Source organism: Haloarcula sp. CBA1127 (genome assembly GCF_001485575.1).
In the GTDB taxonomy this organism is placed as follows: Archaea; Halobacteriota; Halobacteria; order Halobacteriales; family Haloarculaceae; genus Haloarcula.
Map to the genome: position 1 here is coordinate 221,353 of NZ_BCNB01000001.1, position 21,884 is coordinate 243,236.

General features: G+C 59.3%; 7 protein-coding genes. All 7 read right to left on the reverse strand.

Annotated features, from left to right (window positions below; translation table 11 throughout):
• Positions 1 to 571: 571 nt before the first annotated feature.
• Positions 572 to 4,210, reverse strand: coding sequence for an exodeoxyribonuclease V subunit beta (locus AV059_RS00965; RefSeq protein WP_058991482.1), 3,639 nt, complete (start codon positions 4,208 to 4,210; stop codon positions 572 to 574).
• A complete protein-coding gene (locus tag AV059_RS00970; RefSeq protein ID WP_195156598.1) occupies positions 4,203 to 7,391 on the reverse strand; it encodes a PD-(D/E)XK nuclease family protein in 3,189 nt (1,062 codons plus the stop codon). Before AV059_RS00970 ends, AV059_RS00965 begins: the two co-directional genes overlap by 8 nt.
• A 102-nt stretch (positions 7,392 to 7,493) precedes the next feature.
• Positions 7,494 to 10,409 (reverse strand): helicase-related protein, encoded by a 2,916-nt coding sequence (locus AV059_RS00975; RefSeq protein ID WP_058991483.1) that lies wholly within the window; start codon positions 10,407 to 10,409, stop codon positions 7,494 to 7,496.
• Between the two features lie 82 nt (positions 10,410 to 10,491).
• Entirely contained in the window at positions 10,492 to 14,688 is a 4,197-nt protein-coding gene (pglX, locus tag AV059_RS00980) for a BREX-5 system adenine-specific DNA-methyltransferase PglX (RefSeq protein WP_058991484.1), read from the reverse strand.
• A gap of 74 nt (positions 14,689 to 14,762) precedes the next feature.
• On the reverse strand, positions 14,763 to 16,955 hold the full coding sequence (pglZ, locus tag AV059_RS00985; protein WP_058991485.1) for a BREX-5 system phosphatase PglZ: 2,193 nt from the start codon (positions 16,953 to 16,955) through the stop codon (positions 14,763 to 14,765).
• A 2-nt stretch (positions 16,956 to 16,957) separates the two neighbouring features.
• A complete protein-coding gene (locus AV059_RS00990) occupies positions 16,958 to 17,389 on the reverse strand; it encodes a hypothetical protein (protein WP_058991486.1) in 432 nt (143 codons plus the stop codon).
• Between the two features lie 9 nt (positions 17,390 to 17,398).
• Positions 17,399 to 21,769, reverse strand: coding sequence for a BREX-5 system adenine-specific DNA-methyltransferase PglX (gene pglX / locus AV059_RS00995; RefSeq protein WP_058991487.1), 4,371 nt, complete (start codon positions 21,767 to 21,769; stop codon positions 17,399 to 17,401).
• Positions 21,770 to 21,884: the final 115 nt, after the last annotated feature.

Below are 21,884 nucleotides of genomic sequence, written 5' to 3' on the forward strand. Positions count from 1 at the left end.
ATACCGAAGTGGACACCTTGTCTAACCGTGAACCCCACACCAATCTGTATGCGTGTGATTACGATGTCTAACACTGGGGCCACGCTGATATATTCGAACCAGTCTGTGGCCGCACCGCTGCTGGAAAGACGCGGCAGTGACGGCGGACGACTTCTGGATACGTGTCACGAGGACTACCATCTCCTCACTCAGGTCAGCAAAAGAATGGTGGGCAGCCGGGGGGAGTGGCGTGCAACGCACCATTCGGAGTCGTCATCCACGACGACAGGTTCTGGACTCGGGCCAATCGATGATCTGAATCGGATTCAAGGGGGAAATGGAGCGAGGACCAGAACCCACCTACCGGTACACAGTTGGTAACAAAAACAGTTGTGATATCTGCTTGCAGTCTATCGGTTCTGTGATTGCTGCACGGCCACGAACACGCTCTCGGAAGGGGTCTTGTCCAGTCGACTGTCAGCGAGCACGTCGCAATTACGATATTCCTTCGGCGGAAATTCCGGAGCTTCTCCCAAACTGACTGCCACCCTGTCTGCTGTATCGGGAGCGGCACTTCTCTTCTGGGCTAGTATCACTCAGAAACCAATTCAACCATAGAACTGAGCTCAGATTCTATCTGGGAGTATTCGGCTGGGTCCCAGTCGAATCGCTCTTCGACACCGGCATCAGTGAATCGAAGAGACGCACAGACACTGCGGCTCCGGTCGTGCTGGAGGAGCGCTAGCGCGTAGGCGAGCATCTGGGGTCGATAGTGTTCAGCCAATCCGGCACTCGAGGCTTCTGAGAGGTCGTTCGTTTTGTAGTCGATAATACGGTAGCTGCCGGGGGTGACAAGCAATCGGTCGATATCACCAACAATCCGCGAGTCATCAAGCCGGGCAACGACGGAATACTCATCGTAGGTCGCTTGGAGGTGTATATTGGCCTCCACGTGGTCTACAAATTCGACTGCATCACCAGCGTGCTCGACGGCATCACGGAGGTCTGTTTCCGTCGGTTCTTCGCCGGCCATCCGGCTGAGGCGCCGGATCAGTGTCGGCCACTCGTCTCTCGGTGGGCGGAGTTCGGTGAGTCGGTGGACGATGGTTCCAAACGTCGTCGGGCTCAGGCCGGCCGACTCCTCGCCACTCGTGTGACTATGACTCTCCCCGGATGCGTCCGCTACCGCCGTTACCAGCGTCGTCGCAGCGATTCGTTTCGCCGAAGCCAGCGTCTGCGGCAAGGGAAGCGATATCTCTGGCTCCGGGTTTTCGATGTCCTCGTCAGGGCCCCAGTCGACCGGACGCGGGGGTTTGCGAACCGTATAGCTGGCCTCCCCGATCTGTCCACGCGCCTGCCCCTCTCGGCTCGCTCGACGGAGGAGGTCCTCAGTGAGAAGCGACGGTTGAAGCCAGTCTCGCCACCGAGTTGCATCGTCGAAGGCAGGGGGCTCTTCGAGTTCAATGGTCCCGGCATCGTCAACGGTGATCTCGTGAGTTCCACAGAGCAGGAGGTGGTCCCGCGTTCGTGTACACGCAACGTAGAGGAGTCGTTTCGATTCCGCTCGCTCCTGCGGACGGGACTGTCGATCGGCGTACTCGTGGACGGCCGTCTTCTCGATCGAGAACGCATCGCCCGGATTCGGCCCACCGACCGCCGGGACAGGGGGCGTGGTATCAGTACCCGAAACGAGTTGAACGTAGCCGTGGTCGTCGATAGAGCGACCGAAGTTGAGGTCACTTCCGAGGTCGGGGACGGTGACGATCGGGAACTCCAACCCCTTCGCAGAATGAATCGTCATAATGCGGACACCCTCGGCGTCACCCGGAATGTCTGCCTCCCCCTCGCGGGGATCGATTTCGGCTTGGCGGTCGATCCGGTGAAGCAACCCCGCAGCGGTATGAACCCCGTTCTCGCTCCAGGTTCGGACCTGGTCACGGAACTTTTCGACGTTTGCGACGGCCTGCTGACCGCGTTCGTCAGCACTCACGCTCGCCAGATACCCCGTGTCGTCGATCACCCGGGACAACAGACGGTTCCACGGGAGGACGCCATCCGAGGATGGCGTCGCGCAGCCGCTGAGGGTCCGCCACGTCGAAAGGAGGTCGAACGCGTCCGACAGCTGCGGATCGTCCGTCTCGGCGAGTGCGTCCCACACTGAATCAGCCTCTGCGACCGCCGGCGCGAGGCGATCATCTGCGAATCCGAACAGCGGCGACCGAAGCACTCCGTAGAGGGAGATGTCGTCCTGTGGGTCACCGAGTACCCGAAGCAGGTTCGTGAGCGTCTGGACCTCGGGCGTATCGTAGAACCCGGCGCCACCGACGACAGTGTAGGGAATGTCGTACTCCTCGAGCGCGCGCTGATACCGGTCGAGATGGGTTCGCCGGCGGAGGAGGATTGCCGTGTCGTCCGGCGTAGCGGCCCGATGAACACCCGTGTCGGGGTCTTGGACTTCTGGCGGGTCATTGAACAGATGGGTCAGTCGAGCAGCGAGCGCTCGCGCCTCGGCCTCGATGGTGTGGTCAAGCGCGCCTTCGGCGACCGGGTGGTCGTCACCGAAGAGTTCTGCCGCCGTGTCGGCATCGTCGGGGACAGCGAGATACTCCACGCTGCCGCTCAGTCCCTCGATGTCTTCGACACGGTCGCGCTGCGTGGTCAACTCCTGCGGTGGCGCTTCGTACGGTTCGTGGCTATCACCTTCTGCTTGGAACAGGGACTCGAAGAGCTCGTTCAGGAACGATAGCGGCTCGTTCAGTGTCCGGAAGTTCCCGGAGAGTTCGAGCGCCGTCGGACTCTCGGCCTCGCTGTCAGGGACATCGTCGACACCACGGGCTTCGTTGACGGCCTGAAGTTCTGCTCTCGCTGTTCCGAATGTCGTCACGTCGGCCCCACGGAATCCGTAGATGCTCTGTTTCTCGTCGCCGACCAGGAAGACGTTCGACGCCGCCCCCTCCTCGACACCCGTGAGGAGCTTGACTAACTCCCACTGGCGCGGGTCCGTGTCCTGGAACTCGTCGACCATCACAGCCGCAAACTGTTCTTGAAGCCGCTCCGTGACGGCATCGTTGGTTCGCAGGAACTGGAGCGTCGTCTCGATCACATCAGGAAAGTCGAGCGTATCGCGGCGGTCCTTTTCGGCAGTGTAGACTGCGAGGATATCGTCGAAGACCCGCATCAGGGCGAGCGCGTAGTGAGCGCTATTCGCTTCCAGTTCCCCCGGCGTCGTCTCGACTGCATCCGCGTGCGGTTCGACGGCCGCGATGACCGCGTCGATAGCGTCCTTCAGGTCGTCGTAGACATCACCGTACTCATCCCAATCGTCCCGGTCACCGACGACGTACCCCGAACTGCTGTACAGGCCACCGTTCTTCTTCTCACAGGCCTCGTACAGCTCGAGGATTGCGCGCTGACAGTCGCGGGGATCGCTTCCCTCGGGGCCGTCGGGGAGTGTCGTCGCAACCTCGGTGAGGGTCCGGTAGGCCCGAAGGCCGTCCTCGTCGGCGATAGCGCCCTCGCGGTCGACGCGGCCCGCGACCGTGTGTAGCTGTTCCAGGAGCCCCTCCGCATACAGCGTCTGTCGAGCGTCGGCAACGTCGAGGTCACAGACGACCTCCCAACAGACATCGACGTAGTCGTCGACGTCGGCACCACGCCATTCATCGAGGACGGCTTCGCTCTGTGGGCGTTCGTCAAGTAGCCCTGCGAGGATGTCGACCAACTGGTCGCGACCCCAGAGCTGAGCGAGAAGGGCGACATCCTCATCGTCCTGATTGCGTTCGAGGAACTCGGTCACGACTTCGCGCTGGAGTGTCGCGGCCCCGTCTTCGTCGAGCACGTCGAAGCCGAGTGGGACCGGGGCCTCGACGGCCCGTTCTCGCAAGAGCCGCGCACAGAACGCGTGAATGGTGTGGACGTAGCCATCTTCGAGGTCGTCGAGGACGTTTCGCCAGCGGTTGTAGGCTTCTGGTGAGTCGACAGCATTGAGCCGGTCGTACACCTCCTCCCGAACGCGCTCGGTCAGTTCGGCAGCAGCCTTTCGCGTGAAGGTGATCGTGACGATGTTCTCCGGCGTGAGCGACGGGTTTTCGGCCAGTATCGTCACGTATCGCTCGGTGAGTGTTGTCGTCTTCCCCGTCCCGGCACCGGCAGTGATCGCGACGTTCCGGCCCTGGATGAGCGCGTCCTCCTGTTCCTCCGTGAGCTGAATCTCCGCGGGGTCCTCAGTCATCGCTCATCACCGCCTCGATGTCCCCGTCGTCGCGAACACGGAGTGGAACGTACGCAGCGTTGTCATCGTGAACCTCGTCGACGAACTCCCGTTTGCGGTGATGCCGGACATCGCACGCTCGTCGGTAGTCACAGTATCGGCAGTTCGCACCACGGGCCGACAGGAGCGTTGTATGGAATCGTCCGTTGGCGATCGCCTCGTCGATCTGGCCCAGCCACTCCGGAACGACATCATTCAGGAAGCGACGAAGTTCGACCTCTGAATCGAACTTCGATTCGATACCGCGTGGAACCTTGAGGTCGTTGGGAGGTCGCACTTGGTAGTACGTCGCTGAAAGCGCCCCCTGCTCGAACAGATCACCGTCGACGACTTGGGCGGCAGCGAGCAGATAGATGGGGAGCTGGAACTTCGTGCCGCCGGTCGTCTTCGTCATATACGGTGCCCGCCCAGTCTTGTAGTCGTACAGCGTAAGCCTCGGTTGCTCGCCGTCCCGACTCACGTCGACGCGGTCGATGTACCCGCGAATCGAGACAGTCGAGCCGTCCGGCCGTCCAACCGTGAACGGACCAGCGTCCGAGTCGGGAAGTCCCTCGCCGAACGGGGCTTCGAACAGGTGTGGGCGAGCGACGCCGTCCCGCGAGAGTTCGTTGTCGAGGAACGTGGCGAACAATCCTCGCTCCGGCGCGTTGTGGGGTTTGCTCCCGGCCTCGTACGGGGCGCTCCCATCGTCAGTGAGGCCCGCGAATAGCTCCGCCTTCCACCGTTCGTAGAACAGCCCGTCGTACTCGAAGTCAGCATCCCGGAGTTCCTCGACGGCAATCTCGCGAAGGTGCGTCGCTAGGTCGTTTCGATCGAACTCGGCGAGATCGACGCCATCCTCGGTCTCGCCCTGTAGATCCGCAAAGAACCGTTCGAGGACGCCGTGAACGTACGACCCGGCTTCGAGGGGAGTAGGGACGACTTCAACATCATCGGGATCATCGATTCCGAGCACTTCGTCAGCGTAGAACTTGAACCCACACTCGACGTATCGCTCGATTCGGCTCGCGCTGTAGGGTTCCCGTTCCGACGGAGGGTAGACCGCATCGACTGTCTCGGGTTCTAAGACGCCGTCGTGTTCGGAGAGGCCAGCCGTGCTCCTATTGTCCGCACAGTGGAGTCCTCGGTCAGTGCGCTTGGTCTGCTCGGGGGAGAGGTCACCTCGGTCGCCGGCGCGGCTGACTGCCGCACGCCGGTCGGCCGTTGCAGCGACGTGCCGCTGGAGGTCTTCGCGGGAACCCACGCGGTCGTCGACGCCGTCTTCGGGGTCGATGCCGGTCACGCGCTGGAGTTCGTCGAGGACCGGCGACCGGACGACGGCGGATTCGTCGTCGCCCGTCTCCGGTGTGGTGATCGTGAGTTCGTCGACGTTCGCGAGCAGCGTCGCGAAGAGATAGCGGCCACGGAGGCGCTCGTCGCCGGTGTCGAACCGCGGATGGGCGTCGGTCATCTCCTCGAAGAAGGCCGGTCGCTCCGGCGTCACCGGGAAGTGCTCGCTCGTCAGTCCCACGAAGAACACCTTCTCGAACGACCGCATCCGGGCGTCGAGCAACCCCATCACTTCGACGTGGCCGCCAGCAGCGCGTTGCGGAACCCGGATCGGCACGCCGTCGAACGCACGGGTGAACAGTGCCAGCGGAGAGAGATCACTATTGACCGCTGCCAGCGATTCGAACGAGGAGAGAACCTCGTCCACGAGGTCGTAGGCCCGCTGTTCGACGGCTTGCTCGGCGCCGCTGGCGTAGTCCTCCGTCGCCGCCTCCAAGTTGAAGCGGTCGTCCATCAGCCGTCGAAGCGTCTCGGTTGCGTCCTCGATGTCCTCCGTTCGAAGCGTCTCCAGCGTGGCCAGCAGATCCTCGACCAGCGCCGTCGCCTGGTCGTCGATATCGTCGAGCAGGGGCGACACAGAAACGGTGTCGCGCCGGCGAGCAGCTGCCGTGACCGCGTTGGCTTGGTGGGTGTCGACGACGTCGACCAGCGGATTCGCCAACAAGGATGTGAGGTCTTCAGCACGCGGCTCAGGTTCGGCCAGGTTCAGCAGATCGTGAACGACGCTCCCGGTAAACGTCCGGTTCAGCTGTGAGGCGGCTGTCGTGACGTGGGGAATGTCGAACGTATCGAACGTGTCCTCGACGTACCCCGAATAGGCCTCGGTCCCGGGGACGACGACGGCTAGGTCGTCGGGGTCGCGACCATTGGCCAACTCAGTCCGGAGCTCGCGAGCGACGAAGCGAATCTCGCGCTCGGGCGTCGGGAGTTCCCGCCACCGGAGACCGTCTGGAACAGGGACGGTGTCGGGATCTGGGCGGTAGAGTGACTCGGTGATCGTACCGAAGGCCCGCCCGGACCCGCCGACGGGCTCGATATCCACTCTCTCAAAGTCGAGTGCTTCATAGACCTCTAGGGCGTCTTGCGCCACGGCATCGACTCCGTTCCGACCATCCTGGTGCAACGGCAGCAGCGCAATCACCGGGAGTTCGTCGACGATGCGTTCGATGAGGCGGCGTTCGACGGGACGGAACTCGTGATACCCCGATAAGATGACGATGTCCAGTTCCGGAGAGAGGGCCGAGAGTGACTTCTCTGTCGTCGCGACGGCGTCGAACATCTCCCCTCGGGTACAGACCCACTCGTCGACGGAGTCGGCGTGGAGATCCTGATAGTGGCGGTATGCGTCGATAGTGGCTGTCGCGATACGGTCATCGAGCACGGAGCCCTCGAACTCTGCCGCCAGTGCGTCGGCAGTCCCGATGCCGGCGTCATCGAAGAGTGAAAAACGACTGCTGAACGCATCAGCGAGGGCGGCTGAGGCGGGTTCACCAGCGAGAGCGCTATCTGTTTCGGCGGTCGTTCTGTCGAGCGCGTACTCCGCAAGCCGGCGGTTCAACTGTCCGGAGAGTGGTTGGACCGGACCGTGAAGGTGCTCGTACCACTCACGAACCACTGCATCGAGCGTCTCGGCGCGAAGACAGAGCGGGTCGTATGTCGTGGCCCAATTGTCCGCAACTTCACTTCTACGAGCGTCATTCCGCGTTATATACAGGACGGAGCCAAGAAGGTCAGCACCCATCTGGTCGGCCCGTTCAAAAGCAGCTTGTTCCAAACGTGAATGTTGGGGACCAGTTAGAAGCGTATTGTGCATCGAATACTATTCAACAAGAGTTTCGGCTTACTTCACTTTTGCCGAGACAATCTCGTCAGCCGATAGGTATCTCGGCCACTTTAGCTACAGTCCCCACTCAATTCAGAGTGGAAGCGTCAAACAGTAGTTCTCAACCTCGGGCGCAAGGGAGATGATCTGCTCTCGACGTCGGAGTTCTTCGCGACGGGTTTCGATTCTGTCCTCGAGCTGTTCGAGACGCTCCTGTTGGCCACGGATTGCGATATCCATGTCCGAGCCGGCGTCGGCTTTGCGCTCGTACTCCTCAATGAAGGACTCGATCCGTTCTCGTTCCGCCTGTGCGTACGCCTCGAGATTCTCCAGCTCCCGAGCGGTCTCCTCGTGACGCTTCTCCTGAAGATGGTTCTTGATCTCGTTGACCCGCACGCTCACATAGCGATCGGCAGCCGTCCGTAAGTCGGACTGAGTGTCGAGAACCGTCCGAAGGTCGTCGGCGTCGGGCTTTGCTGCTACCGAGTTGCCCTCGACCACACGCTCACCGAGCGCCTGTTGGGCGTCCTCTTGCGCAGCATCGACGAAGACGGGGATGGTCTCCTCACGAATCACGTCGCCGGTGCCGTCCTCGAACGCTACGCGATAGTTATAGGTAATTCCCGGCGTGTCGATGAACGGAAGAAGTTTGAGTCCGACTTCACCGCGCTCGTCCTCCAACACGCGTGCCATGAGCCGTTGCAGGACGTCCGTATCGGGTGCGAGATAGGTGATGTCCTCGTGATCCATCGCGAAGTCGCGGTCGAACGTGAACGGGCCGAAGGTCGCGTCTTGGCCGGGCGAATTGATCCCGTCCGGTAGCTCGGCTTGATAGAGGTTGGTGCCGCGCTTCTCGAATTCTCCGCCGAAGGCTTCGACTGCTCGTTCGAAGAACTCGCGGATGTCTCCCTCGCTTCCGTAGACGTCCTCTGACTCGTCGACGACCTGCTGTATCTGCCGGCGGCTCTCCGCGTCGAAGGTGCTCGTATCGACGAGGCTCCGCTCGTACCACTCCTCGAGCGTTCGCTGACGCTCCTCGATCATCTCCTCGAGTTCCGCTTTGGTCGCACTCGGCGGTTCGTCGTTCTCAATGGACTCCATGATGAGTGAGTCCACGTCGATGTCGTCGAGGATGCCAAGCACGTCCGCTGTGTTTCCGAGCTGAGACCGGATCTCCTCGACCTTGGTTTGGAGCATCTCGAAGATCTCACTCTCGCGGGTGTCGTCGAAGAGGAAGTTCCAGACCTTGACCTCCTCTTCCTGTCCGTAGCGATGGATGCGTCCGATCCGCTGTTCGAGGCGGTTCGGGTTCCACGGAAGCTCGTAGTTAGCCATGATGTGACAGCTGTGCTGGAGGTCGATCCCCTCACTCGCTGCATCGGTTGCGAACAGGAGTCGTGACTGGCCGTGATTGAATTCGTCTTCGATCCGGGTCCGTTCGTCTTTGTCAACGTCGCCGTGAATCACGAGAATCTCGTCGGCCCACGGCTCGTCTTGCACGAATTCGAGAAGGTAGTCCAGCGTATCGCGGTATTCCGTGAACAACAGGAGTTTTTCCTCCGGTTGCTCCTCGAGGAGTTGGGAGATGAACCGTCTGACTTTCTGAGCCTTGGAGTCGATCGGTAAATCCTCCGCCAGCGAGACGAGGTCGCGGAGGGTATCGATCTCTTCTTGGAGCTGTTCGTCGGTGCTGGTGACGGTCAGACCGGCGATTTCGTCTTCCGCGTGCTGCTTGTCGTCCTCGTCTAGGTCCTCGCCATCGAGGTAGGCTCGTGCTTCCTCGGACAGACCGTCCGTTTCCGCCTCCTCGTCGAGGAGGTCGTCCAGTCGTCGACGGAGCGTCGCGTGAATCGCGCCGACGCTGCTCACCAGCCGTTTCTGCATGAGCGCCATCGCGAACCCGACTGCGGGTTCGTTCAGCTTCTCCGAGCGGTTGTAGACGTTTTTGACGTAGTCGGTGACCGCCCGGTAGAACTGCCGCTCGTCGTGCGTCATCGAAACCGAGACCGAGTTGACCTCCCGGTCTGGAAAGACACGTTCACCGTCCTCGTCGTAGATGTCGGTCTTCCCGCGACGGATCATTACGCGGTCGACTGTCTCCTGTGAGAGTTCCTGGTTTTCGGCGACGAGGAACGGGTCGATGTACTCCACGAGCGAGCGGAACGCCTCGCCCTTCCCGTCGTGTGGCGTCGCGCTGAGAAGCAGCAGCGAGTCGGAGTTCCCCGTGACGGTATCAATCATCCGTGCCGTCTTGCTCGGTGACTCTCCCCGCTTTGCAGCCTTGTGTGCCTCGTCGACCACGACAACGTCCCAGAACGCGTCCCGGAGTGCAGGCCGAAACTCGTCCTGTCGCAGGAACGCCATGCTGGTGACGAGCCGTTGCTGGTCTTGGGCCCAGATGTTAGCCTCCTCGCCGAGCCGACGGCGCTCACCGTCCACCCACGCGCGGTCTGCCACGGTCAGGTCGATGTCGAAGAAGCGGTCCATATCCCGGATCCATTTCTTCTGGAGGTGGGCGGGAACGACGAACAGAACGCGGTCGGCGCGATTCCGTGCAGCGAGTTCCTTGAGGACGAGTCCCGCCTCTATCGTTTTCCCAAGCCCGACGTCGTCACCGATAAGCGCCCGCTGCCGGAGCTTCTGCATCACCCAGTTTACGGCGTCAAGCTGATACGGCTCCAGTCGAACGAGCGAGTTCGAGATGCTCAAGAGCTGTCCCTGTTCGTGAGCGAGTTTGAGTTTCGTCGCCTGCGTCCGGAGGTCGAACCACTGCGCTGCGACCGCATCGTGATCCGGGTGAAGGTCGTCGATTCGCTGGTTGGCCAGCTCCTCGATGCCGGACTGCTGTGGCTGAATCGCTACATCGTCGAGACAGACAGTCTTGACGCCTTCGCCGTCGATATACGCTCTCAAATATTCGATCTCGCCGACCGTCCGTGTTTTGATGACTTCAGCCGGCGTTCCGTTGAGAAGGACTCGTTGCCCAGGCGAGAATGAAGACTCCGTCATCGAGTGCTACGTGTTCCAAAACGGCATAGACTCTTGAACCTTGTCAGCCGGTCCCTCTGACGGCAATCGGTTCACAACTGCCTCAGAGTACTCTGTCTGCAACTACTTCCGGGACGATGTCTTGCTCAGCCAGCGGCGTGATGTTGATCGCGACGCCGTGTTTGTGGTTGGGCTGGTAGCCCGCAGTCACGACTTCTGAGAGCGCCCGCTCTTTCCAATCGCTGGAGATCTCGGTCGTAACCTCGTCGCAGTTTGCGGCGATTTCGTCGGCAAGTTGCCGATACTCGTCAACGTCGGCCGCGAGTTCTGCGAGCAGTCGCTGCCGCTCGGCGACATCGCTATCTCCGATCTGTGACTGCTCGGCATCCTCGAACTGTTCGAAGTAGTACGTCATGAACAGGATCCCGTTGCTCGCGTAGTGTGTGGAGCCGACGAGATCGTCGTAGTACTCGAAGAGGTCATAGAGGTGAGCTTCGACGGGTTCGGAACCAGCCTCGGCGTATGCTTCGAAGGCAGTCTGTAGGTCGTCGAGCGCATCGACCCACTCGTCTTTGTTCTCCTGTACGGTTTCGTAGAACGAGGGACTGAACAGATCTGCCATATCCACGTCCTTCAGATCGGCGAGGGTTTCGAGAGTGTCTAGCCGTGCTGCTGTCCGCTCACGGAACTCCGCCACGCGTTCGGCTGCCTCGGCCGCGCGTTCCTGATTCACGCTGGGCCAGTCACGCGGGTTGGTCTGCGAAAGGTCGCCAAGCCGTTCTTCGAACGCACTGAGCTGTTCGAGGCCGTTCTCACACTGGTCGTACTCCTCGGCGGCGGTGGCTCGTTCGGAAGTCGAGAGCGATTCGTCGTTACGACGGCTGTTTGCCGCCGCCTGCCGTTCGCGGAGGTGCGTCCGCCGCGGTTCGAGATACTGGTTTTGCAGACGGTCGAAGATGCTCGCGTCCAATTGATGGTAATCGACGAGGCAGCCGAAGCCCTCGTCCGTGGCGTCGGAAACGAGTCGCTCGCTCGAGAGCCGCCAGAGGATCGGCGTCCGGTCGAACTCCGTGACGTGGTACTCGAACAGGTCGTCTTCGAGCCACGCCCGAAGGTTCGGGTACGCTTCGTCACTCGCACTTCGGTTCCCGAGTACCGCGTCGGCTTCCGCGAGGCGGTCGGTTGCGTGCTCGCCCCAGACACGTTCGAACTCCGCCTCGATGTGGGTCAGAAGGTCGTCCGTGCCGTCGATTTCAGAGAGGGGGATAATGCCGTCATCGGTGTCGTTGATCGCCCGGAGCGTGAAATGGAGCAGGAGGTCTTTGACCTGTTCCGGGAAGTCGCTAGCTGGCTCTGAGATGGCTGCTGGATCATACGCCTCCTGTTCGCGTGGATCTTCGATAGTTCGGAGCGCGATCTCCTGAAGGATCGTTTCGCGCTGCGCATCGGTAATGTCGAAACAATCGAAGACGGCATCGTCGATGTCGTTCGCACAGGACTGGAGGCTTTGCTCGACTCGCGCCAAGTGTTTCGCGGCGGCTGTTCCGACCTGATTGAGCGAGTCTGCCGTGGACACAGTTTGTGCCGGGCTATCGAGAGAAAGCTCGTCTCGAAGTTCGCGGTGTGGATGATCGTACTGCGGTAGTGGGTCATCGACACCGAGTGCATCGAGCAGGACAGGCCCATCGTAATGCGGCGACACGAAGTCGTACTGCCGCTTCGAGATGAGGTGTCCGACGGCTTCCCGGGAGAGGGTGGCCAGTTCGTCAATGTCTTCGAGTTCTTTTCGCCACGGAACCTTCGAGACAAATCCGACCTCCCACATTCGCTCGGAGGTCTGTGCAAGCATTAAGTAAGTGAATAGATGGCTATTCGTGTACGAGAGGGCGTTCCAGATAGCCCGGTCCGGAATCAGCACCGAGCCCTTGTGACCGAAGACGGACGAATCGTGGAGATACCCAAACCTCCGGCCGCTTCGCTTTGCGACGGTGTACGTCAATGATTCGTTGAAGTAGGCGTCTGTATTGCGGGGGTAGGATTTCGGGTATCTATCGACTTCCGTCCCGTCTTCGCCCCACAGGAGGGTGTTCTTTATTCGAGGCAACAGCCACGCATCAGCGCCCCCCTTCGCAAACGGGACCCATTCAGCGCCCCTGTCTTCCCAGAACGTATGGACGAACCGGGAATCGTCTGCGGTTGCGGTACCCTGTTTGATGTCACCCAGCGTCTCCCGTTCGTCTAAGCCCGCATTATCCGCGTCAAGAACGGTATCGGACTGATAGATACTTCGCAGGTCTCGTGACACCCAATAGGAAAGCGGCGTGCCGGGAACCATCGCAAACTCGGAAAGGTTTCGATGATAGAGTCGTTTGACACCGGTTTCAGAACCATCGAAAGACGCGCGGATGAATTCCCCTTCCTTCTCACCCTTTGCGACATCCGGGAGGCGGATGAACGTCCCTGTTTGGCCGCTGTCTGCCTCGGAGCGAACAACAGTCCCGACAGTGCCGACGGTTGCGTTGTCGAGGATGTCGTATCCGAACTCCGAGAAGAAGTCGAACGCACCTCTTCCACCGACGAAATCCTCCCGAAAGGTCTGGAAGGACTTGTTGAACATGAACGACCACGGGACGAGCATCCCCGTGCGTCCGTCGGCCTTCGCCAGCCGATCACACGCCTCGAAGAAGTTGATGTAGTACTCCGTCGTATATTTGTAATTCCCGTTCTCTTCGATGTATTCCTGCACGGTGTCCGGCATTCGTCCCCCCGAACCATACGGCGGGTTCATCAGCGCCACGTCGTACGCTTGGCTTAGCACTACCAGCAGATTCAGGAAACTCTTGAGGTTCTGTTCGCCGAACGAATCTGACGACCGCTCACCAACGGCTTCTCGAAGTGCCTTCAAGAAGGAGTTCAGTGACTGGTGTGTTCCGTCACCCCAATCGGAGAGGTCCGTCTGCCCGCTCTCGAACACGTCTTCGAGTGTCCCACTCACGTCGAGCAGACTCCCAAGAGCTTCCGTGTGCTGGAACGTGTCGATGATCTCGCTCAGCGCATCGCGCAGGTCAGTCCCTTCGCCGGTGATCTCGTCCAGTACTTTTGCGCCTTCCTCGACCTCCGCCACGCGGGCGTCCGCACAGACGATGTCGACGTTGGGCATTTCGAACTGGCCGTCTTCCTCTTCGGTACGTGTCCGGGCCTTCAGATACAGATTGAACGCCGAGAGCTGACACGAGCGCAGGTCGATGTCGACGCCGTAGAGATTATGTTCGAGAACCTTCGCCGGAATCTCGGCGCGGTCAAGATCGGTCTCGGCCCACCAGATGCGCTCTAGTACGTCGAACGCATACAGCAGGAAATGGCCGCTCCCACAGGCCGGGTCGATGACCCGCAGTTCCGAGGGATGGTCGAACTCCGGCGCATCTCCGGCCTCTTCGTCCGGGATAAGGTACGTACAGAGTTCGGGAACGGTCGGGCTGTCCTCCGGCGTGACCAAGCGTTCCTTGCGCTCCTCGGGACTGAGCGACTCTGGTTCCGGTACCGCCGAGTCCTGCCCTGTGGCTTCGAGATAGAGCTTGCCGAGCGAGTTGTCGGTGAGCATTCGGACGACCCAATGGGGTGTGTAGAACTGGTTCGCCGGCCCCACGTCTTCCGGTCCGAGCGTGTTCTTCGCGTCGAGTGCTTCGACGACGGGACGGTTGTAGTACTCGTAGACCCAGCCCAGCACGTCGTCGGCCCGCCAGACCTCGTCGGGAACCTCGTCCAGCATTCCACAGAGGGCTTCATAGGTGTCGTCGTCAGGGTCGATCAGGCTGTAGGCGGTCGAGCGGTCGAAGAGAATCTCGATCTCCGCGGCCAGTTTGTCGCACGCGTCCCGATAGGCTTCGAGGACGGCCTCCTCTTCGAGCATGAACTCTTCGGTGACTAGCCGGTCGGCGGCCGGCGTGAGGCCGTCGTCGCGGAAGGCCGTCACTTCGTCGTCGATGAAGTCCCGAACCTCCATGCAGCGAAGCGCGGCTAGCCGATTGACGACCGTGTAGCCAACGCCCGTAATGTACTGCTCGTGGGCCTCCTCCCAGCTGTGGCTATCGGCAGCTTCGAGCTCGATAGCTTCCACGAGGGTTTTCTGTGCCTCGCTCAGCGACGCGTCATCAGGGCGGTCTGCCAGATCATACGCTTCGAGCTGGTAGCGAACGTTCGCCTCGATACGGTCTCGCATCTCGGTGACGACAGCTTCGAGATGTTCGCGCTCTTCCTTGTCGAGTTGCGCCTTTCGCGGGCCCAGAGCGTTCCCGTCCATATGAGAGTCAGTGATATTCTCCCAGTACAACTGTGGTCTCTTGAATATTGTCCCATCGCGATGGACCAGGACAGCTACCCCTGCGTGATGCTGATGAAATCGAGCACGAACTCCTGTGGGAGCAGGCCACCGTGGTAGAACCGTGCGTCCCCGAGGCCCTGCTTTTTGAACCGCTTGAGCGGGCTCGCAAGGACGCTGACGTTAGCGTCGAGATACCCCAGTCGGGTGCTGGAGTCGAGTAGCACGCCGGGTGAATCCGCGTCTACGTCCTCGCCGGCAATCCATCGCCGACCGGAGTCTGACGCCTCCATCGGCCGTGAGATCTTCTCCGGTGACGCGCTGTCTGGGAGCAGGACGAACCCGTGATCGGTCAGCACGTATGCCTGGTCCCACTCTCCCTGTTCGAGCTTCGTACCGATGAACTCCGCGAGCGAGTCGACGCGTCGGGCCAGCATCGCCTCGAGATCGCTGAGTTCCTTCTCGCCGATGTCGTCGAGGTCGTTTTTGAAGTAGGCGACACGCGTCGACTGCCAGCCGTCCTCCGTGTCGCGAGTGACTGTCCAGCCGTCGCCGTGCAACAGCGAGTTCCGTCGATTCGTGTTTACCTTTCGGTTGTTTCGAAGGGGCTGTAACTCACCGTCGACCAGCGAGACGTCGAACATCTGGATCTCTCCCGGCGTGAGTGCGGCTTTCCCGAACTCAGTCTCTGAGGGCAGCGTCCCGAGCCAGACGTCTTCGTCGACGGCGAACTCGGGGGCGTCGGCCGGGAGCGTCGCCACGTAGTCGCGTAACTCGTCCGCGAGTCGGCGTGCGAGGTCGAGTCGGAGGGCGTCGATGACAAACAGTGCGACCGTCTGGCCGCTTTCGAGGCCGTCGGATTCCTTCGTGAAGAACTGATAGGAGTGGTCCTCGTCGACGAACGGAGCGCCGGCCTCGACAGTTTCGGTGACGCGGTCTCCGAGGGCTTCGAGGTACTCGACGTATTCCGACTGGAGGTGTGTCCGGAGGTCGTCGAGGGTAGCGACGGCAGGATGGTCGGCAGGGAGGTCGGACTCGGGTGCGCCGGCGACGACGAGGTTGAGCATCGCATTGTCGATCTGCCACGTTCCGTCGTCCGGGTCAGCGTACAGTGAGACAACGTCGTCGGTGGCTCTCTCGTCCCACGTCTCGAGCTGGTGTGCGAGGCGGGCGACCTCCGCGGCCTGCTCCCACGTCTGCGTCCACGGACTGTCCGGACCGTAGGCACCGCGGTAGGTGCCACGGAAGTCCTCGCTGCCAAGGAGGGCGTCGTAGCGCTCCTCCGCGCGCGTGAGACACGCCTCGTAGTCGCCGGCGTCGAAGGATGCGTGCCACGCCTCCCAGAGACGCCGTTCGAGCGCGGCGTCGACGAGACAATCCGCGAGTTCCCACGGCTCGTCGACGTCCGCGACGATGTCGGGCCAGGTCGCTTCGCCGAGATAGCGGTCGGCGATGAGACCGGCCGAGGTGGTGTTGTTCAACAGCGACTTGAGTTCGGGGAGATCGTGATCGCCGGCCGTCTCGGCGCGGAACGCCGTCGGGAACCGTTCGGCATCGACACCAGCGTGGATCAGCCACTCGGCGACGGCCCACCGACGCGTCGCCGCGACGATCCCCGCGGGTTCGTCCTCGCTGGCGACCGCGTCGACACCCTCGCTGGTCAGCAAGTCCTGCATCTGCTCGATCGTGTCGGGGCTGTCGTCGATGTCGCCCCAGCCGTTCTCCAGCACGAACGCGACCGGATCGGTGTAGCCGCCGGTGACGATCCGCGTGCGGAGCTGTTCGAGCGTCGGGAGCTGGCCGCCGGTGAGCTGGTCGTGGAGAATCCGCGCGATCTCGCGGCGCTTTGCGGGGTCGTCCGACCGCGTCGTGGTTTTCAGCTCCCACGCGTCGAGTTGCCCGCGCTCGAACGCGTGGATGGTGAGGTCTTCGATGCTCATCTCCACCTCGCCGCCCGTGTGCTCGACGTCGCGGAACCAGTCGAAGTCACCCTCGGTGTCTTCGGGCTCCTTGACGTGTGGGACGTACCAGACCTGTTCGCCGTCGACTGGGTCGGCACGGAGTTCCAGCGGCGTCTCCTTGGCGACTTTCAGATGCACGCCGAGTTCGTCGCAGGCTTGCTCGATGATGTCTTCGAGGTAGTTCCCGTCGTCCCACCAGAGGACGATGGGGTCTGCTGATTCGGCCCGGTCGAACTCGCTTCGGATGGTGTCTTTCGCGGCTTCAGGGAGCGTTTGTGTTGCTTGCATAGTCAGTTGGGACGGAGACCGTCGAGATACTCGTCTACCGGTGCGTTGGTGTAGTCAAGATAGGCTGCTATCGAGATAGTTGAAACAACAATGAGCAACGTTGTGCCCATGGCGTAGACATTCATACGCGACTCTGGGACGTCTGAATTGAAAAATTGCATTGTAATTATGAGTGTAATCCACCCGATGCTAGCCACGATTAGCCAGTAGCCAGTCAGCTTCTCCGCAAACCGCTCAGGGAGATCATACAGTATGACTGGGACACCGATGAAAAACATCGGGCCAAGAAATCCCCACATCGCGACGGAGTCCCAACTCAGTACCCCGAGGTACCCGAAAAAGTACGATACAGGGTAGGTAATCGGGAACAGCGATGCTCCGAAGAGCATCGCAAGAATTGCTTTCCCGACCGGGAATTCGACTTCGTTGCTCATCGTTCTTCCTTACAGTACTTTGTCCTCGACAATTTCGGGGACGATACGCTGCTCAGCGAGCGGCGTAATGTTGATCGTGACGCCGTGCTTGTGATTGGGTTGGTAGCCAGCGGTCGTGACTTCGGAAAGGGCACGATCCTCCCAATCTGAAGGAATCTGCTTGTAGACCGACTGGCAACGATCGTCGATCTCTTCGGCGAGCGCCTTGAACTCCGCTAACGGTGGCAGTTCGTCCACTTCGTCGACATCTTCATCGTCCGCAATCTGTTGGAGGTACTCTTCGTCGAGGACGGATGCGTCGTCGATGCCCGTTGCGAGAGAGGCGAGCAGTTTCTCGTCCTCGGTGAGGGTGTCGAATGGCTCGCCGTCCTCATCGAGAAGGTCGCTCCCTTCACGCTCGAAGTAGTAGGTCATGAAGAGGATGCCCGTACTGGAGTAATGATCTGAGCCTTTGAGCCGCCAGTTGAAGTAGTCGAAGAGGTCCGCGAGATGGGCTTCGACAGGTTCGTCGCTGGGCTTGGCGTACTCCTCGCAGGCGTGTTCCAGTTCCCCAAGAGCGTCCACCCACTCATCACGCCACTCGTCGACCTTGTCCCAGAAGCCATCGGAGAAGGTGTCTTGGAACCACTCTTCGCCGTTCATCTCTCGGAGTTGTTCGAGGGTTTCGATGCGCTCCGCAGTCTCCTCGCGGAAGGCGGCGACTTTGGGGGCCAGCTTGTTGAGGCGTTCTCGGTCATCGTCGTCGAATTCGCGCTCGCTGGTGGAACCGAGTTCCTGCATCACTTCTTCGAGTTCGGCGATCTGTTCGAGTGCGCTCGAACAGAACTCGAATTCATCAGTTGCCTCAGCACGTTCGCTCGTAGAGAGCGACTCGTCGTTCCGACGCTGATTCGCCGCCGCTTGGCGGTCGCGGAGGGAAGATTTCCGTGGTTCGAGATAGGTGTTGCTGAGGCGGTCGAATAGGCTGGCATCGAGTTGGTGGTAGTCGACGAAGCACGCGAAGCCTTCACCTTTCGCGTCGGCCAGCAGCCGCGCCGTACTGAGCTTCCAGATGATGGGCGTGTTCTCCATCGTGTCGACGTGGTAGGCGAAGAGGTCGTCCTCAATGAACGACCGGAGGTTGGGGTACGCCTCGTCGGCGGCGGACTTGGCCCCGAGAATATCGTCGACCTCGACGAGGCGGTCTTCGGCGTGCTCGCCGTACGCGTCCTCGAATCGCTCGACAATGCGGTCGAGAATGTCGTCCTGTTCATCTGTGCCTTCAAGTGGGATGATACCGTCCGATTCCTCCCGGACAGCTTCCATTGCGAAGTGGTGGACGAGATCTTTTACCTGTTCGCCGAGATTTTCGGGGACTTCGGGAACGGACTCGGGGTCGGGGACTTCGCGATGAGCACTCTCTGGGGTTCGTAATGAAATCTCAGTATCAATCTCGTTGCGAGTTTTTTTGGATATATCTAGCTCATCGAATATCAAAGAGTCGATCTTTTGTGATATATTCTCTATTCGATTTTCACATCGGATCTTTTGCTTCTCGTGGCTCTGAGCTACAGTCGGAATAGACTCACTTGCCTCACCCACAGATCTGCTTATGTTCATCTCTTCAGCCATGGCGTCTGTGAACGGGTGTTGATAGAAATAATCAGAATCGTCATCTCCGGGTAAAAGCGGCGGACAAATATAATATGGGCTAGTGGGCTCGTGAATTCGCAAATTCATCATTATCTCATACTGCTTTTTTGCTAATTCGTCAATTTGGTCTATTTGTTCTAAAGACTCTAGCCAAGGACTTCCACCAACCACATTGATATTCCATTGCCTTTCAGTTGTTCTAGATAAGAACAGTGCATGGTATAATTTTGAATTAAGTATCGACATCAATTCAAAATTCGATATGTCAACTTCTGGGAAAAGCATGAAGCTTGCAGTACTGAAGAGGCTACCAGGAGAATATCCAAACCGTCTCCCAGTTCTCTTGATGTGGTTCCAATTTAGACCTGATTCCCCATAGAATTCTTGATTTGGTGTTCTTACAGAATCACTAGAACGCTTCAACTCTGTGCCACGGTCACCCCAAATTACGGTTTCGATAATTTTTGGAGAAATCCATGCATCTGATCCACCGTAGGAGAAAGGCTCAAAAACCGAATAGTCGGTTACTGTCCACTGAGGGCGTGTAAATCTAGAATAATTTGCAGTCACTGCACCTGTAACGGCTTTACAGGCTGATCTTCCATCAATATCTGCCCCTTCTGCATCAATCTTTATTTCTGAGTTGTGAAGATCTCGAACCACAGATGGAACTGAGTAACAGATTGGTGTCCTTGGGATTTTACCGAACTCTGTCAACGGAACTTCATAATATCGCTTCACAGCCTCCTCAATCCCACAAATAGTTTGTGTAAATGCCTTCTCCTTCTTTGATTTCTCAAGGTCATGGAATCTAAGAAATGTGCCTTCTACTCCTTGCTCTGACTCAGAACGAACTACGGTACCAACTGTCGGAACTGTTGCATTATCTAAAATTCCATATCCAAATTCAGAAAGGAATTCAAAATTACCTCGCTCACCTATGAAGTCCTCTCGGAAAGTGGTAAACCGTCGTTTATTCATAAAAGAACCGGGTATAAGCATTCCAACAAGACCGTTATGTTTCGTGATTTTATCACACACCTCAAAGAAATTCACATAGTATTCCGATGGGTATCGATAATTTGACTCAACGTAATTTTGAACCACCTCTGGCATTCTATTTCTCGTCCCATATGGAGGATTCATTAATGCTACGTCGTATTCTTGAGCCAAAAGATCTATTAGGCGGATGAAACTCCGTAAATCCTGAGCCAGGAACGAATCCTCATCTCGGTGCTGGTCTACCGCTTCACGGAGACTGTGGAGAATCTGCCCAAGTGTATGATCCTCACGAGGATCGTCTTCTAGCGTGATCTGGACGCTTTCCTCATCAACTTCGTCCTCAAATAGGTCACCGAGCGTCCCGCGCACGTCCAGTAGACTCCCGAGTCCGTGAACTTCCTCGAATGCGTTAAGTATTCGCCGCAATGCATCTTCCACGTCGGACTGACCGTTAGCTACCTCGTCGAAAACTTCTTCAACGCCTTCAACATGAGCGATTTTTGCGTCGGCACAAACGATACCGAGTTCGGGCATGTCGAACCCTCTCGAGCCCTCGGCCTCAGCACGTGTACGACCCTTCAGGTAGAGATTGAACGCGGCGAGCTGACAGGCCCGCATGTCCAGATCGACCCCGTACAGGTTGTTCCGCAGAATCTCATGAGGGATTTCGGCAGGGGCGAGTTCGGTTTCTGCTCGCCAGATTCGCTCCAGCACGTCGAACGCATACAATAGGAAGTGCCCACTCCCGCAAGCTGGGTCGATGACGCGGATGTCCTCCGGGCCGTCGAATGCCGGTGGTTCGCCTTCTTCCTCGGAAGGAACGAGATAGGTGCAGAAGTCCGCGATGTCCGGCGACTGGTCTGGTGAAAGTGGGCGGTTCTTGCGTTCGTCAGGAGAAAGTGAATCTTGTCGCTCGACTGCATCCTGTAGCTCACCCTGGTCTTCGAGATAGAGCTTCCCCAGCGAATTGTCGGTGAGCATCCGAACGACCCAATGGGGTGTGTAGAACTGGTTCGCCGGAGGCACATCTTCAGCGGCTAACCCATGGTTTTTTCCTTTTTCTCTGAGATCATCCAATAGCTTGACGTTGTAGTACTCGTAAACCCATCCCAGCACGTCGTCGGCCCGCCAGACTTCATCTGGCACCTTATCAAGCAGACTGCAGAGGTCTTCGTAGGTGTCGTCGTCAGGGTCGATCAGGCTGTAGGCGGTCGAGCGGTCGAAGAGAATCTCTATTTCATCAGCGAGGTCGTCGCACGCGTTCCGATAGGCTTCGAGGACGGCTTCCTCTTCGAGCATGAACTCCTCGGTGACTAGCCGGTCGGCGGCCGGCGTGAGGCCGTCATCGCGGAAGGCCGTGACCTCGTCGTCGATGAAGTCCCGGACTTCCATGCAACGGAGCGCCGCCAGACGGTTGACAATGGTGTAGCCGACGCCAGTGATATACTGCTCGTGAGCGTCCTCCCAATCGTGACCATCGGCGGCTTCGAGTTCGATTGCCTCGACCAGGTTTTCCTGCGCCTCGCTCAGGGACGCGTTGTCGTCCTCGCGAGCGTCAGCAAGGGAGGGCTCGTCGGAGCTTGCTCCGACGGTGTCGGGTTTTTCGTTGAGGCCGTACTCGTCTTCGAGCTGATACCGAACGTTCGCCTCGACGCGGTCGCGCATCTCGGTAACGACGTCTTCGAGATGCTCGCGTTCTTCCTTGTCGAGTTGCGCCTTGCGGGGGTGGGTAGATTGTCCGTCCATACGAGAATCCGTGATGTTTCAAGCAGAGCCATTGCGATGTCTTGAAGATTGTCCATATCGGCTACCCCGCTTGCGGAGAGAACATCTCCCACAATACTAGGTATGCGAAACAGGT

Bases quoted from the DNA above. Each gene is read 5' to 3' on its own strand.
- AV059_RS00965 (WP_058991482.1), bottom strand. From the start codon at position 4,210: ATGACTGAGGACCCCGCGGAGATTCAGCTCACGGAGGAACAGGAGGAC.
- AV059_RS00970 (WP_195156598.1), bottom strand. From the start codon at position 7,391: ATGCACAATACGCTTCTAACTGGTCCCCAACATTCACGTTTGGAACAA.
- AV059_RS00975 (WP_058991483.1), bottom strand. From the start codon at position 10,409: ATGACGGAGTCTTCATTCTCGCCTGGGCAACGAGTCCTTCTCAACGGA.
- pglX (WP_058991484.1), bottom strand. From the start codon at position 14,688: ATGGACGGGAACGCTCTGGGCCCGCGAAAGGCGCAACTCGACAAGGAA.
- pglZ (WP_058991485.1), bottom strand. From the start codon at position 16,955: ATGCAAGCAACACAAACGCTCCCTGAAGCCGCGAAAGACACCATCCGA.
- AV059_RS00990 (WP_058991486.1), bottom strand. From the start codon at position 17,389: ATGAGCAACGAAGTCGAATTCCCGGTCGGGAAAGCAATTCTTGCGATG.
- pglX (WP_058991487.1), bottom strand. From the start codon at position 21,769: ATGGACGGACAATCTACCCACCCCCGCAAGGCGCAACTCGACAAGGAA.